Below are 14,080 nucleotides of genomic sequence, written 5' to 3' on the forward strand. Positions count from 1 at the left end.
GAGAAACGCGTTCCCATGTAGGAGCTGCCGCAGGCTGCGATCTTTTTAGAGCATCACAGGTTAGTGACCATTGCCGGAATGACCACCGGCATGCCCTGCCCCCGGTCCTTTACCAGCCTCGCCTTTGCGCCCGCCGTCAGCTTCATGCCCCGCTGCTGCGGCCGCTTTTTCAGCCTCTTTGCCAAGCTGATCAATCGCCTGCAAGTTGCTCTTGCGCACTGTTTCGACAAAACCCTGATACGGCAGATCCGTCACGCCCACCAGACCAAAGTGACCATTCTCGCCATCGAGCAAACGTCCGGTCACCGGTTGATCCAGATACTGGAACCAATGCACGCCGACAATTGATGGCTCACTCAACGCTTGCTTGAGGAAGTTGGCATACGCCGGGCCGCGATCTTCTTCTCTTGCCACTTGCGTGACGCCGCCCCAGAACGGGCCGCGATCGGCAGAGCCAAAGTTGAATTCGGTGATCATTACCGGTTTGTCCAAAGCGCCCAGCGCGGCAAAGTCATAGCCTTCCTGTGGTTTGAGCGTGTACATGTTGAAGCTCAGCACATCGCAATACTGCGCGCAGGACGCCACAGCTTCAGGGGTGCTGATGGCAAACCGGCCGCCGAGCAGCAACTGGTTCGGCGCGTGCCATTTCAGCGAGTCGGAGATGGTTTTGAAGTAAGTGTCGGCGAAGACTTTCTGGAAATATTTGAAGTCCGCCTCGATTTCCGGATGCTCGGGATTCGGCAGCGGTGGCACGAAACCCGGATCTTCCATCAACTCCCACGCCGGCAGATCGATGCCCCACGCCTTCGACAGCCCCGCCTGATTGCGGTACTTGTCGCGCAATTGCTTGAGAAATGCACGCTTGGCCGGTACGTCGGTGGTCATTTTCAGCGTGCCGTAAGCCAACGCGTAACGGGATTTCGGGTCGTCGCCGGGACCGGCCCAGGCCAGTTCGTTGTCGGCGTAGTAGCCGATCAGCCACGGATCATCGCGGTGATCGCGGGCAGCGATGGCGACGGCGCGCTCGGTGGCCATGGCGAAACGCGGATCGAACGGATCTGGCATGCCGCCCCACCAGTCGCTGCCGGTGCTGATGCTGGTGTAGTCACCGACAATCGACAGCGGCAAGGTGTATGGCACGCGATCGGCATCACTCAGCGAATCGGCACTCCAGTTACCGACCGTGTTGAAGCCCCAGGCTTGCAGGCGATCGAGCGTGTGGCTGGCCCACTGCTGCTCATCGATAGTGGCCTTGCACGGTTCGGCAGCTTTTTCTGTCGTTGCTTGTACGGTTTCAGTCTTGGCTGCCTCAGCGACGCCGGATTTCGGCTCGGCAGGTACAGGGGCAGGCTCGGCGGCTTGGACGGCGGCCGTTTCAGCGGCTGCAGACTTGGCCGCTTCCGCTACCCCGGACTTGCTTTCACTGTCGGCTTTGCACGGCTCACCGTACACGCGCTGAAGGTTGGCGCCGTAGAAGTCGTACCAGCGCCCGTTGCCATAACCGCGGCCCTGATCAACACCATTGCCGCCACGGTTGTCACCCTCGCCAAAGTGCCTGGCCAACGGGTCTTCAGGTTTAGGCAAGGATTCGAACATGTACTCACGGCCGGCGACGTAGGTCTGGTTGACCTGCGGGCTGACGGTGTTCACACCCAGCGAGTAAAACGGATGACCTTCAGGCGTGACCAGATACCAGCGACCATCACGCTTTTCGGTGCGGAAGAATCCGCTGGCCTTGAACGCCGGGCCTTTGTTCCAGCCACCGAACTTGTCCAGCGAGGACTTCTCACGCTCTGCCAGCCAGGTTTTCAGCTGTTGCTGTTCCTTGGCGGCGGCGGATTTCAGTTGTTCGTCATTGCTGATCTTTTCCGGCCATTTGCTGCGGGTCGATTGCCCGTAAGCGTCGACCAGATTGCCGTACACCGCTTGAGTGACAGAATCGCCGTCCTGCACGCCGAAGCGCTCGAGCAGCAAGCTCTGGGCAACTTTCGGCTGATCCATCGACAGGCTCACCGAGACCACTTGGCTGCGATCGATCTCGCCGCTGCTGCTGGCCAAAAGAATCCGCTGACCATCGACTGTCATCGGCATTGGCGGCCCCGCTTTCATGCCCAGGCTCAAAGGTGTGGACGCCACCAGTGGCACCAGCAAAGTTTGCGCAGGGCCGGCCGGCAGGTCGACGCGGCTGACCAGTGTGCGACCGTCATTGCTCTGTATCTGCACGTAAACCGTCACGGCCCAGTTCATCGCGCTCTGCAAGCGCAGGGTCATCATGCCCGACTGCGACCAGTCCCACGCGCCAGTCTGCGGCGTCAGACGCAAGGTCGGACGGGCCACCGGATTGAACGTCACCCGGCGCAGCACTTCGCCCTCAGGCGTTTGCTCGGCGTTGGCCTGCGGCAGATCAGCGTTTTCGGTGGCGATCTTCACCACGTCGGCCGGACGGACAAAATTGAACAGGGTCTGCTGACCCGCAGGCGCCGCGAACAGCGGCGTGGCGAAGATCAAGGCAAATACGGCGGGCAACGAACGGCGGATCATAAGAACGGAGTTCTCCCTAACGACCAACAATGGCCAATGGAAAAGCGATGGCAGAGAGATAGACAACACGGTGGGCAAAACTGCCCACCGTAGTCTCAGGATATTTCACGACGGAAAGGAGGCAACGCATTGAGGATCGCCTTGCCGTAGCGCTGGGTGACCAGCCGCCGATCCAGCAAAGTGATGGTGCCGCGGTCTTCTTCGGTACGCAGCAGACGCCCGCAGGCCTGCACCAGTTTCAGCGAGGCATCAGGCACCGAGATTTCCATGAACGGATTGCCACCCCGGGCCTCGATCCACTCCGACAACGCCGCTTCGACCGGATCGTCCGGCACCGAGAACGGGATCTTGGCAATCACCACGTGCTCGCAGTAGGCACCCGGCAAGTCGACACCTTCGGCAAAACTGGCGAGACCGAACAGCACACTGGAATCACCGCCATCGACCCGCGCCTTGTGCTTGTTCAGGGTTTCCTGTTTCGACAGGTTGCCTTGAATGAACACTTGCTTGCGCCAGTCGCGGTCGAGGCCGTCGAACACGTCCTGCATCTGTTTGCGCGAAGAAAACAGCACCAGCGTGCCGCGCGAGCCTTCGACCAGATCCGGCAATTCACGGATGATCGCTGCCGTGTGGGCGGCGGCATCGCGTGGATCGGCCTTCAGATCCGGCACCCGCAACACACCGGCATCGGCGTGATGAAAAGGGCTCGGCACCACGGCGGTGACGGCTTTTTTCGGTAGACCCGCACGCATGCGGAAGCGGTCGAAAGTGCCCAGCGCCGTGAGGGTCGCCGAGGTCACCAGACAGCCGTAAGCCACGTTCCACAGGCTGCGGCGCAGGGTTTCGGCGGCGAGGATCGGGCTGGCGTTGACCTCGATGTCGAACAGCGAGCCGCTCTCGGCCAGGGTCAGCCAACGCGCCATCGGCGGGCTGTCTTCCGGGTCTTCGGCGGTGAATGCCGTCCACAGTTCCCAGTTGCCCGAGGCACGGGACAACAGGCTGCCAAACAGCGGATACCACTCTTCGGCCTGATTGCTGGCGATGCCAATGTTGACTTCGCCGTCCATGCCTTCCTTGAGCAGGTCGGTCAGGCGCGTGAACAGATCGTTGAGGCGCGAAAAGCCTTTCTTCAGCTCGATGCCCATTTCGCGCATGTGCTCGGGAATCACCCCGGCGACGAAACGATGGCGAGGACGCTCGCGGCCCTCGACGTCTTCGCCGGGTTTGAAATCCGCGACCTGTTCGCAGGCGCTGAACATGAACTGTTGCTGGGCCTTGATCTCGCGCGCCAACTCCGGCACTTGTTCGATCAGCTTGCCGAGATCGCCCGGCAGCGGATGCTGGGCCAACAACTTGGTCAGATTCTTCGCGGTGGTTTCCAGCCAGTCGGCGGTGGAGCGCAGGCGCGTGTAATGAGCGAAATGGCCGATGGCCTTGTCCGGCAGATGGTGGCCTTCGTCGAACACGTAAATGGTGTCACGCGGATCCGGCAGTACCGCACCGCCGCCCAGCGCCAGGTCAGCCAGGACCATGTCGTGGTTGGTGACGATGACGTCGACCTTGCCCATGCCTTCGCGGGCCTTGTAGAAGGCGCACTGGCCGAAGTTCGGGCAATGACGGTTGGTGCACTGGCTGTGATCAGTGGTCAGGCGCGCCCAATCGGCGTCTTCCAACGCATTGGGCCAACTGTCGCGGTCGCCGTCCCATTTATTGCCGGCAAGCTTCTCGATCATGCTGGTGAACAGCTTCTGACTGGCCTCATCGACCTCGATCTTGAAGCCTTCTTCTTCGAACAGCTGGGCGGTGGCGGTTTGCGCGTGGCCTTCCTGCAAGAGCATGTCGAGCTTGGACAGGCACATGTAGCGGCCACGGCCCTTGGCCAGGGCGAAGCTGAAATTCAGCCCGCTGTTGCGCATGAGGTCAGGCAAATCCTTGTAGACGATCTGCTCTTGCAGGGCCACGGTCGCGGTGGCGATCACCAGGCGTTTGCCGGCGGCTTTGGCCGTGGGGATCGCCGCCATGCTGTAGGCCACTGTCTTGCCAGTACCGGTGCCAGCTTCCACCGCGACAATCGCGGGGTCGCCACTGCGTCGGCCTTCGTCGTCGGTGTCGATATCCCCGAGGACCTTGGCGATTTCAGCGATCATCAGGCGCTGGCCATAACGCGGCTTGAGGCTCTTGGCCTCTAGAAAACGCGAGTAGGCGCCCTGGATCGTGGTTTTGAGTTCAGTGCTGATCATTGAGTGTCGGGCGCAAAAAACGCTGGATAAATTTTCAGTGGTTTGGATCGGCGGCTATCATACCCCGCGAATCGATCCTGCGCAGAACGGAGTAACCCAATGACACCTTTTAGCCTCGTTTATCCCCTGCACGTCCTGTCCGCCCTGGTCTGGGTCGGCGGCATGTTTTTCGCCTGGATGGTCCTGCGTCCCGCGGCTGTGAAGGCCCTAGACGGCCCTGCCCGACTGACCTTGTGGGTGGAAGTGTTTCAAGGTTTTTTCCGTTGGGTCTGGGTTGCGGTGATCCTGTTGCCGATCAGCGGCGTGGGCATGTTGCATTTGCAGCAAGTCGGTTTCGAGACCGCGCCGAAGTATGTGCAGGTGATGATGGGCTTGTATGTGGTGATGACCGCGCTGTTTATCCGCATTCAGGGCTTGATGCTGCCGGAGTTGCGTAAAGCGGTGGAAGCGAAGGACTGGCCGGCGGGTGCGGCGGTGCTGGGGCGGATTCGCCGGGTGGTGGGGATTAACTTGATAGTCGGCGTGGTGCTGGTGGCAATTGCCGCGGCAAGACCGATGTTCTGAAATCAAAAGCCCCTCACCCTAGCCCTCTCCCAGGGGGAGAGGGGACTGAATGGGGGATATTGAAGAGTTACGCCGACCTGAAGGATTAGCTTTGAATCCAAAATCGACACGGTTTTTCAGGTCGATGGATAGCCTGAGTCACCTCGGAAAGCCCCTCACCCTAGCCCTCTCCCAGGGGGAGAGGGGACCGAATGGGGGATATTTGAGGGATACGCCGACTTGAGAGACCGGCTTTGAATCCATAATCGACCCGATCTTTCAGGTCGATGTATAACGCCAGACATCTCGGTCGGCCCCCTCTCCCTCCGGGAGAGGGCTGGGGTGAGGGTAAAACGTTCAGAGGCGCTGCACAGTCACAGCCCCCGCCGCCCCCACCGGCCCAGGCTGTCCATCAGCCCCGGCCTTGCCGTTCTTGCCGCCATCGGCGCGATACACCAGGCAACCCTTGGACTTACCGCCCTTCCCTGCTTTACCGCCAACACCCGCCGGGCCACCGTTGCCACCCGCCACATTGACCTTGATCAGCTCAGCCGGAAACTCGCGAGGCACTTCAAGACGCACCAGCGCACCCGGTGCGCCCGGTTGACCGTCACTGCCGTTACTGCCATCAAAACCGTGCCCGGCCGAGCCATAAGTACAGCCTGGGTCTTCACCGTTGCCACCATCGAGGCCGACAAAACCCGGTGCACCGGTACCGCCACGGGCATCGACCAACAGTTGCGGCGCGTTCAACGCCTTGAATTGCAGATTCAGATTGCGCCCCGCACGGGCGGCTTTTTCATAAGTGCCCGGCGCACCGCGCGCGGTGATCTGGCTGCCTTCGCTCAGTTCGGCGCGGGCCACTTTCAATTCCAGCGCCTGTTCAGCCGGAACGATCGCAATGCGCGCTTCATGGCCAAGACGCAATTCGCCCACGGTCAATTCGGTCACGTTGGCCGGAATCAGCAAGGTGCCGTAATCCGCGACATCCAGACGCTCGAGCTGCAAGGTGCTGGTGGTATTGGGCAAACGCATCAGCGAATTGGTTTCGACACTGACCACCTGGGCACAGGCCAACGGACTGATAAATGCAGCGAGCAAGCAAAGTTTACGCATGGGAAGAAGCCTCCGGAGCGGCCGGGGCCGGGATGGTTTGCAGGTGGAAAACGCCAAACAACAGGATGCGGCCACGGTCACGCCAAGGGTGCGGACGACCTTTGAGGCTGCGATTGCACAGCAGCACTTCGAACACATGGATCAGCAACAACAGGCCGCCGGCCAGATTGACCAGCAGATGCAACGGATGTACGAACGGTACCAACTGATTGGCCAGCACCACGCAGCATAACAGCAGGGTCAACAACCGCCCCAGCCCCCAGAACACTTTCATACGCTCCCCCGTGTTGCGAATTATTCTTTGGGCGCACAGTAACGGCTTCTGCGGGGGATAAGCCAGAGGGGTAAATGAAAAAACTTCCATCGTCTGCCAAATGGCTGCCGGGACGACGATGATTATCGCCCGGCAGCTCTAGCCTGCGCCCTACAGACGCGTCCTATCGATTGATGTGCAACTCCACACGACGGTTCTGCGCGCGCCCCTCATCGCTGGCGTTATCGGCAACCGGCTCACTTTCACCGCGCCCTTCACTGGTGAGTTTGTTCGGCGCCAGCCCTTGGCTCAACAGATAAGCGGCGACACTGCTCGCACGCCGTTCCGACAATGCCTGATTGTAGGCATCCGACCCTTTGCTGTCGGTATGGCCGATGACTTTGATGCTCACCACGTCAGCATTGCGCAGTTTGTCCATCAGCGTATCGAGCTGGGCTTTCGCCGCCGGCGTGAGATCGGACTTGTCAAAGTCGAACAGCACGTTGCCGGCATCGCTGAGGGTGATGACCTCAGTTTGCGGTACAGGCTCCGGCACTTTTTCCGTGACCGGATACTGCGGCAGCGGGCAACCACGGTGATCGACCGGGGTGTTTTCCGGGGTGTCCGGGCAACGGTCGCGGCGGTCGAACACGCCGTCGTCGTCTTCATCGCCGTCCTGGGCATAACAGATCAGTCCGCCGGTAAGAATCCCCAGCGCTGCGCCGCCACCGGCCCAGCCGCCACTTTCAATGGCGCCGAGACCGCCACCGACCAGCCCGCCGATAAGGCTGCAGATCGGCCACGTACGTTGATTGAGGGGTGCAGTGCCATCGCTGTGCGTGGCGCAACCGGTGAGCAAGCTGCCTAGCAGCAGCACCGGCAAGACGGACCTTGAGAAAACAGTCATTGTGAAAGCTCCTGTGTCACCGGCCCATACCGGTTACACAGGAGTAAAGACCCGCATCCGCGACTGCACAAGCCGCGGATGCGAGAGGGGCTTAACGCTGGATTTTGATTTCGGTACGACGGTTTTGCGCGCGACCGTCAGCGGTTTTGTTATCGGCAACAGGCTGGCTTTCACCCAGACCGGACACCGAAACGAAGCTGGCGCGCGGCACACCTTGCTGGATCAGGTAATCCACCACCGAGTGCGCGCGACGATCCGACAGTTTTTTGTTGTAGGCATCGCTACCCACACTGTCGGTATGACCGCTCACGGTCAGTTGCGCCGTCGAGGACTCCTGCTTCAGGCGTGTGGCGACCTTGTCGAGCACTTGCTTGTCAGGGCCGGTCAGTGTGGCTTTGTCGAACTGGAAGTGAACATCGCGAATGACGATGGTTTCTTCCTTGACCACGACAGCCTCTTCCACCACTGGTGCAGGAGCGGGTGGAGGGCAACCGTCAGCGTCGACCTGTACGCCTTTAGGCGTGCCCGGGCACTTGTCACGACTGTCCGGCACACCATCGCCATCTTCGTCGCCATCACCGTGGACCCAGCAATACGCCGCGGCCGTACCACCGACGATCAGCGCGCCGTAGCCCGCCCACGCCGAACTCTCGGTGGCGCCGAGACCCGCACCAACGACACCGCCGACCGCCGCACAGGTCGGCCAGTCGGTTTTCTGCAAACCTGCGCAACCAGTCAACACACTGGTTAGCAGAACCAAGGGTAATGCTGTCCGAACTATGCTCATCTAGTTTTCTCCTGAGGGATCGGCTTAAAACCGATTCAGGGAGTAAAGACCGGAGTTTTAATCTCCGCCAGCAATAGGCCACTGCTGTTTGCGACCGTGTTCACAGGACTTTGGCGCTTTTGCCGCAAACGGGCAAAACAGGTCTCTTTGCCGCCACCTTCAGGCAGGCTAGTCTTGGCGGTCTGATTGAGGAGCTTTGATGAACGTCGCCATTTCTTCCCGCACGCCGCAACAGGCGTTGGCCGCTTTACTGGATCGTTATGCCCCAGCACGCTTACTGCTGATCGGCGCCAGCGAGTTTCCGGCATTGAGTGCCTTTAAAGAGGCGCATCCGGACACCGTCGTCGCGCATGCAGCACCGGGCGCACTGCCTGCTGAACTCGCTGCACAGCGTTTCGATCTGGCGCTGGTGGTCGATTGTCTGGAACATTTGCCCAAGCGCGACGGCCTGAACCTGTTGGGCGGAATTCGCAATCTCAACGCCAGCCGCATCGCTGTGCTGTCAGACCTGGCGGCCAGCGGCTGGCAGGAAACCGATTTCTATTCGTTGGCACTGCAAGCCAGTGAACGCTTCCAGCGCGACGATCAAGTGCTGACCCTGTTCACCTACGATCTGCTTGACTACAAACAAGTCCCCGACTGGCTCAACTCGCGGTTCTGGGCCAATCCGGAAAACTTCGGGAAATACTGGTGGTAATGCAATGAGTACAGCCATTTGTCCGTGCGGCAGCGGCAATCTGCTGGAAGCCTGCTGCGGTCATTATCACGATGGCCACCCGGCGCCTTGCGCTGAAGCGTTGATGCGTTCGCGCTACAGCGCCTATGTGCTGGGGTTGATCGATTATCTGGTGACGACGACCCTGCCGGCTCAGCAAGCGGGACTGAATCGTCAGTCGATCAGCGACTGGAGCGCGCAGAGCACCTGGCTTGGTCTTGAGGTCGAGAGTTCGGAAGTGCTCGGCGGTCAGCCGGAACACGCCTTCGTCACCTTTACCGCGCGCTGGCACGATGATCAGGGTGAACACAGCCATCGCGAGCGCTCATCGTTCGTGCAGAACGCCGGGCGCTGGTACTTCATTGACCCGACGGTGCAGTTGAAGCTGGGGCGCAACGACAGTTGCCCGTGCGCCAGCGGGCAGAAGTTCAAGAAATGCTGTGCGGGGTATTTTGGCGCTTGAGGTTGAAGATCAAAAGATCGCAGCCTGCGGCAGCTCCTACACAGGATTTTCGGTTCCCCTGTAGGAGCTGCCGAAGGCTGCGATCTTTTAGCGTCTAGACTGGCACCAAAGGGAGTTAAACCATGCTCGGTCGTCGGCGCACCTGCCAATGCTTCATTCTGATGCTGATGCTCAATCTCGGCGGTTGCGCGTCGTGGTTCAGCGATGACAGCGTCGACCCCGCCGTGCATCTGGTGAAAGTCGAAGTGGTGCGCGCCAAACTGCTTGAACAGAGATTCATCCTGCACTTTCGCATCGACAATCCCAACGACAGCGACCTGACTGTGCGGGGCCTCGAATACCGCATTCATCTGGCCGATATGCTGCTGGCCGAAGGCGAGCATGAACACTGGTTCACCGTCGGGCCGAAACACAGTGCGTACTTCAAAGTGCCGATCCGCACCAACCTGTGGCCGAAGGTAAAAGACGTGGTGAAAATGCTGAAAAATCCGAATCAGCAGATTCCCTATCGTTTGCAGGGCGAGATGGAAACCGGTTTATTCATCGCCCACTACGTGCACCTTGAGCGCAATGGCGTGATAATCCCCGCCGATTTAATTCCGGAGCAACACCGATGACCCAGCAACCTCATGTCCATGGCCCTGACTGCAACCACGATCATGACCATCATCACGAGCATGACCACGGCCATGTTCACGGCCCGAACTGCGGCCACGCCCACCAGGAACCGGTGCGCAACGCCCTGAAAGACGTCGGCCGCAACGACCCTTGCCCATGCGGCAACGGCAAGAAATTCAAGAAGTGCCACGGCGCGTGATGCACTGGGCGAAGACCCTCTTCGCCTGACCTGCCGCCTTCGCGAGCAAGCTCGCTCCCACAGTCAATCGAGTTCCTTCAGTTGGAATGCAATACCTGTAGGAGTGAGCCTGCTCGCGATGAGGCCGGCACATGCAACATCGTTGTCGCCTGATAAACCGCTATCGCGAGCAGGCTCACTCCTACAGGTGAGCGGGTTTCTTCAGTTGCAATGCAATCCCCTGTGGGAGCGAGCTTGCTCGCGAAGGGGCCGGCACATACGGTGAAGTTTTTCAGCCGGCCTTCAAAATCTGTGCAGAACTGACCACCGTCGCATACTCCCCATCCAGATTCCCCAGCGACATCCCGTGCACCTCTTCAGCAGTACGCCGCGTGCCGAAATAATCGGCCTTGTCGAAGGTGAAGCACGCATCCTCAACCACCCACGCATCAAACCCCAGATTGCCCGCCGTGCGCGCTGTCGACTCCACAGAGTTGTTGGTCGCCACACCGACGATGACCAACTGCCCGATTGCCGCCTGACGCAAGCGCGTCTCCAGGCCGGTGGCACAAAACGCATCCGGCACCTGCTTCTGAATCAGCCACTCGCCATCCTGTGGCAAAAACCGCTCCTGAAACTCCACCCCTTCCTGCTCAGGCCAAAACACCGAACCCGGCTCGCGCGACAGGTGCTGCACATGAATCACCGGCCTTGCAGTACGCCGCCATAACCCCAGCAGCTCAAGGATTCGCTGTTCAGCCTGAGGATTATTCCTTCGCCCCAAACGCGGCTGCAGGATGCCTTTTTGCTGGTCGATGACGATCAGTGCAGCGTTGGCCTGAAGCTCCATGGCGGTTTTTCTCAATAAGGGGTCATTGAATTTTGCGCAGTTCAGCATTCCCCCCTCCAACCCTGCAAGGCATATCCAATGTGCACAGGTCGATCAGCGGGAAGAAATAAGCGCTCGCCCCGCTTGCGCGGCCACCTCCTGCTCACTAACGTAGCGCCTTTACTGACGCTACCCCCCGCAGGAGCTTTGCCATGGCCTCGCCAGCCCTTACTCATTTTCTTCCCCGGTTCGGCGTTGCCGCAGCAGTGGCCGGTGTTTTGGGCCTGTCCGGTTGCCAGACCTGGAACGCTCAGGACACCCTCCCGCCAACTTCCGGCGTGCAACCGCTCAAGGGCCTGGCGCAGAATGTTTCGGTGCGACGCAATGCCATGGGCATGCCGTTGATCGAGAGCAACACGTTCCACGACGCGCTGTTCAGCCTCGGCTACGTCCATGCCAGCGACCGCATCAACCAGATGGTCACCCTGCGCCTGCTCGCTCAGGGCCGTCTGGCGGAAATGTCCGGCGCATCGATGCTCGATGCCGACCGCTACATGCGCGCGGTCAATCTGAAGAAAAGCGCCGGCGAGCTGTACAAGGCTTCGTCACCACGCCTCAAGCGTTTCTTCGAAGTCTATGCGCGGGGTGTCAACGCCTACCTGTTCCGCTACGCCGACAAGTTGCCGGGCGATCTCGCCTCCAGCGGCTACAAGCCTGAATACTGGAAACCGGAAGATTCGGCGCTGATCTTCGCGCTGCTGAACTTCAGTCAGTCGGCCAATCTGCCGGAAGAGATTTCCTCGCTGGTGCTCGCGCAAACCGTGACCAACGACAAACTCGCTTGGCTGACGCCATCCGCGCCCGACGAAAACTTGCCGCTGGCCGAGGCTGACAAGCTGCAAGGCCTCAAGCTCAACGGGCAGATCCCGGGGCTGACCGAACTGAGCAGCGCCAGCCAGCAACTGTCGGCGCTGAACCTGCTCGGCACCACGTCTTCGAACAACTGGGCGATCGCCCCACAACGCAGCCGCAGCGGCAAGAGCCTGCTGGCCAGCGACGCCCATGGGCCGCTAGCCGCGCCGTCGCTGTGGAGCTTCGTGCAGATTCGCGCACCGAAATATCAAGCTGCCGGCGTTACCGTGGCCGGTTTGCCGCTGGTCCTCGGTGGTTTCAACGGCAAAGTGGCGTGGAGCATGACCAGCGTGCTCGGCGACAACCAGGATCTGTTCCTGGAAAAAATCCGCCGCCAGGGCAGCAGCCTGACCTACGAGGTCAACGGCAAATGGCAACCGCTGGGCGTGCGCAACGAAACCTACTTCGTCAAAGGCCAGCGGCCGATTCGTGAAGCGGTGTACGAAACCCGTCACGGCGCGCTGCTCAACAGTGCTCAGGCAGCGGCGCAGGGCAACGGCTACGGTCTGGCCTTGCAGACGCCGAGCTTCACCGACGACAAATCGCTGGATGCGTTTTTTGATCTGACCCGTGCGCAAACGGTTGAACGTGCCTCGGATGCCAGCCGCGAGATCCGCGCCATCGCGCTGAATCTGGTGTTCGCCGATGCAAGCAATATTGGCTGGCAGGTCACCGGGCGTTTTCCTAACCGTCGCGAAGGCGAAGGCCTGCTGCCGTCGCCGGGCTGGGAAGGTCGTTACGACTGGGACGGTTACGCCGACCCGATGCTGCACCCGTACGATCAGGATCCGGCGCAAGGCTGGCTCGGCACCGCCAACCAGCGGGTGATTCCTCACGGTTACGGCATGCAGTTGTCGAATTCCTGGGCGGCTCCCGAACGTGGTGAGCGCTTGGCTGAACTGGCCGGCAGCGGCAAACACGACAGCCGCAGCGTGATCGCCATGCAGTACGACCAGACCACCACCTTCGCCGCCAAGCTGAAGAAAGTCTTCGAAGCACCGGGCATGAAACAACCGCTGAAACAGGCGATTGACGCCCTGCCGGAAGCCGATCGCAGCAAGGCGCGCGAAGCGTTCACGCGGTTGATGGCGTTCGACGGCAAGCTCAGCCCGACCTCGGCGGATGCGGCGATCTATGAGCTGTTCCTGCAAGAGAGCATGAAACAGATTTTCCTCGACGAACTCGGCCCGGAATCGAGCCCGGCGTGGAAAGCGTTTATTGCCAATGGTGATTTGTCTTACGCGGCGCAGGCCGATCATCTGTTGGGGCGTGAAGACAGTCCGTTCTGGGATGACCTCCGCACGCCACAGAAAGAAGACAAAGCGGTGATTCTCGCGCGCAGCTTCGCCGCAGCGATCAGCGCTGGCGACAGTCAGTTGGGTGGCGATCGACGTACCTGGCAGTGGGGCAAGTTGCACAGCTATGCCTGGAAGAACAGCAATGGCCAGATCGTTCGCGGGCCACTGGCAGCGGGTGGCGATCACACCACGCTGAACACTTCGGCGTTCACCTGGGGTCAGGATTTCACCACCACGCGTGCGCCGTCGATGCGTTTTATCGTCGACTTCGGTCAGGCTGAGCCGCTGATGGGGCAGAACGGTACGGGGCAGTCAGGTAATCCGGTGAGTCCGAATTACCTCAATGGCATCGATGCGTGGTTGAAGGGGCAGTACATCGGTTTGCCGATGCAGCCGCAGAACTTTGATCGGGTTTACGGCAAGACTCGCCTGACTCTTACTCCTGGCAAATAAGCTGAACGTCAAAAGCCCCTCACCCTAACCCTCTCCCAAAGGGAGAGGGGACTGATTGGGGGTGGCTGAAGTTTCTCGCCGACCTGAACGTGCGGCGCCGAATCCGGAATCAACTCGGTTCGTGCCTTGCCGAATCTATAATCGACCCGGTTTTTCAGGTCGATGTAGCGCGCCAGACACCTCGGTCAGCCCCCTCTCCCTCCGGGAGAGGGCTGGGGTGAGGGGCT

13 protein-coding genes are annotated in these 14,080 nt (G+C 60.3%); 6 read left to right on the top strand and 7 right to left on the bottom strand.

What is annotated here, in order from left to right; genetic code table 11:
- Positions 1 to 60: 60 nt before the first annotated feature.
- A complete protein-coding gene (locus tag ACW9IR_RS25240; protein ID WP_102902683.1) occupies positions 61 to 2,541 on the bottom strand; it encodes a beta-galactosidase in 2,481 nt (826 codons plus the stop codon).
- 95 nt (positions 2,542 to 2,636) lie between these two features.
- The gene (dinG, locus tag ACW9IR_RS25245; RefSeq protein WP_102902682.1) at positions 2,637 to 4,781 is read right to left on the bottom strand and encodes an ATP-dependent DNA helicase DinG; all 2,145 of its coding nucleotides are present in this window, start codon (positions 4,779 to 4,781) and stop codon (positions 2,637 to 2,639) included.
- A gap of 99 nt (positions 4,782 to 4,880) precedes the next feature.
- On the opposite strand from dinG, the gene ACW9IR_RS25250 reads away from it, so the two are divergent.
- Complete coding sequence (locus ACW9IR_RS25250) at positions 4,881 to 5,345, top strand: CopD family protein (RefSeq protein WP_102902681.1); 465 nt, start codon at positions 4,881 to 4,883, stop codon at positions 5,343 to 5,345.
- Positions 5,346 to 5,681: 336 nt separating this feature from the next.
- Here the strand turns inward: ACW9IR_RS25250 and ACW9IR_RS25255 are convergent, their stop codons facing one another.
- From ACW9IR_RS25255 to ACW9IR_RS25270, 4 genes are all read right to left on the bottom strand, one after another.
- Positions 5,682 to 6,440, bottom strand: coding sequence for a hypothetical protein (locus ACW9IR_RS25255; protein ID WP_102902680.1), 759 nt, complete (start codon positions 6,438 to 6,440; stop codon positions 5,682 to 5,684).
- A complete protein-coding gene (locus ACW9IR_RS25260) occupies positions 6,433 to 6,714 on the bottom strand; it encodes a DUF1145 domain-containing protein (protein WP_457465364.1) in 282 nt (93 codons plus the stop codon). The genes ACW9IR_RS25255 and ACW9IR_RS25260 overlap by 8 nt, the downstream gene beginning before the upstream one ends.
- A 163-nt stretch (positions 6,715 to 6,877) precedes the next feature.
- A complete protein-coding gene (locus tag ACW9IR_RS25265; protein WP_102902678.1) occupies positions 6,878 to 7,600 on the bottom strand; it encodes an OmpA family protein in 723 nt (240 codons plus the stop codon).
- Positions 7,601 to 7,691: 91 nt separating this feature from the next.
- On the bottom strand, positions 7,692 to 8,387 hold the full coding sequence (locus ACW9IR_RS25270) for an OmpA family protein (RefSeq protein WP_102902677.1): 696 nt from the start codon (positions 8,385 to 8,387) through the stop codon (positions 7,692 to 7,694).
- Positions 8,388 to 8,586: 199 nt separating this feature from the next.
- Here ACW9IR_RS25270 and ACW9IR_RS25275 point away from each other — a divergent pair, with 199 nt between their 5' ends.
- From ACW9IR_RS25275 to ACW9IR_RS25290, 4 genes are all read left to right on the top strand, one after another.
- On the top strand, positions 8,587 to 9,084 hold the full coding sequence (locus tag ACW9IR_RS25275; RefSeq protein WP_150792543.1) for a DUF6231 family protein: 498 nt from the start codon (positions 8,587 to 8,589) through the stop codon (positions 9,082 to 9,084).
- A gap of 4 nt (positions 9,085 to 9,088) precedes the next feature.
- The gene (locus ACW9IR_RS25280; RefSeq protein WP_457465365.1) at positions 9,089 to 9,565 is read left to right on the top strand and encodes a YchJ family protein; all 477 of its coding nucleotides are present in this window, start codon (positions 9,089 to 9,091) and stop codon (positions 9,563 to 9,565) included.
- A 122-nt stretch (positions 9,566 to 9,687) separates the two neighbouring features.
- Positions 9,688 to 10,182, top strand: a complete 495-nt coding sequence (locus ACW9IR_RS25285; protein ID WP_457465366.1) for an LEA type 2 family protein — start codon at positions 9,688 to 9,690, stop codon at positions 10,180 to 10,182.
- Positions 10,179 to 10,382 carry an SEC-C metal-binding domain-containing protein gene (locus ACW9IR_RS25290; protein WP_034154967.1) on the top strand — a complete coding sequence of 68 codons (204 nt, stop codon included), beginning with the start codon at positions 10,179 to 10,181 and terminating at the stop codon, positions 10,380 to 10,382. Before ACW9IR_RS25285 ends, ACW9IR_RS25290 begins: the two co-directional genes overlap by 4 nt.
- Positions 10,383 to 10,653: 271 nt before the next feature.
- Here ACW9IR_RS25290 and ACW9IR_RS25295 read toward each other — a convergent pair whose 3' ends face one another.
- A complete protein-coding gene (locus ACW9IR_RS25295) occupies positions 10,654 to 11,211 on the bottom strand; it encodes a cysteine hydrolase family protein (protein WP_457465368.1) in 558 nt (185 codons plus the stop codon).
- A 191-nt stretch (positions 11,212 to 11,402) separates the two neighbouring features.
- On the opposite strand from ACW9IR_RS25295, the gene ACW9IR_RS25300 reads away from it, so the two are divergent.
- A complete protein-coding gene (locus ACW9IR_RS25300; RefSeq protein ID WP_457465367.1) occupies positions 11,403 to 13,853 on the top strand; it encodes a penicillin acylase family protein in 2,451 nt (816 codons plus the stop codon).
- Positions 13,854 to 14,080 lie beyond the last annotated feature (227 nt).

The sequence above is a fragment of the Pseudomonas sp. SDT291_1_S447 genome (assembly GCF_054070155.1).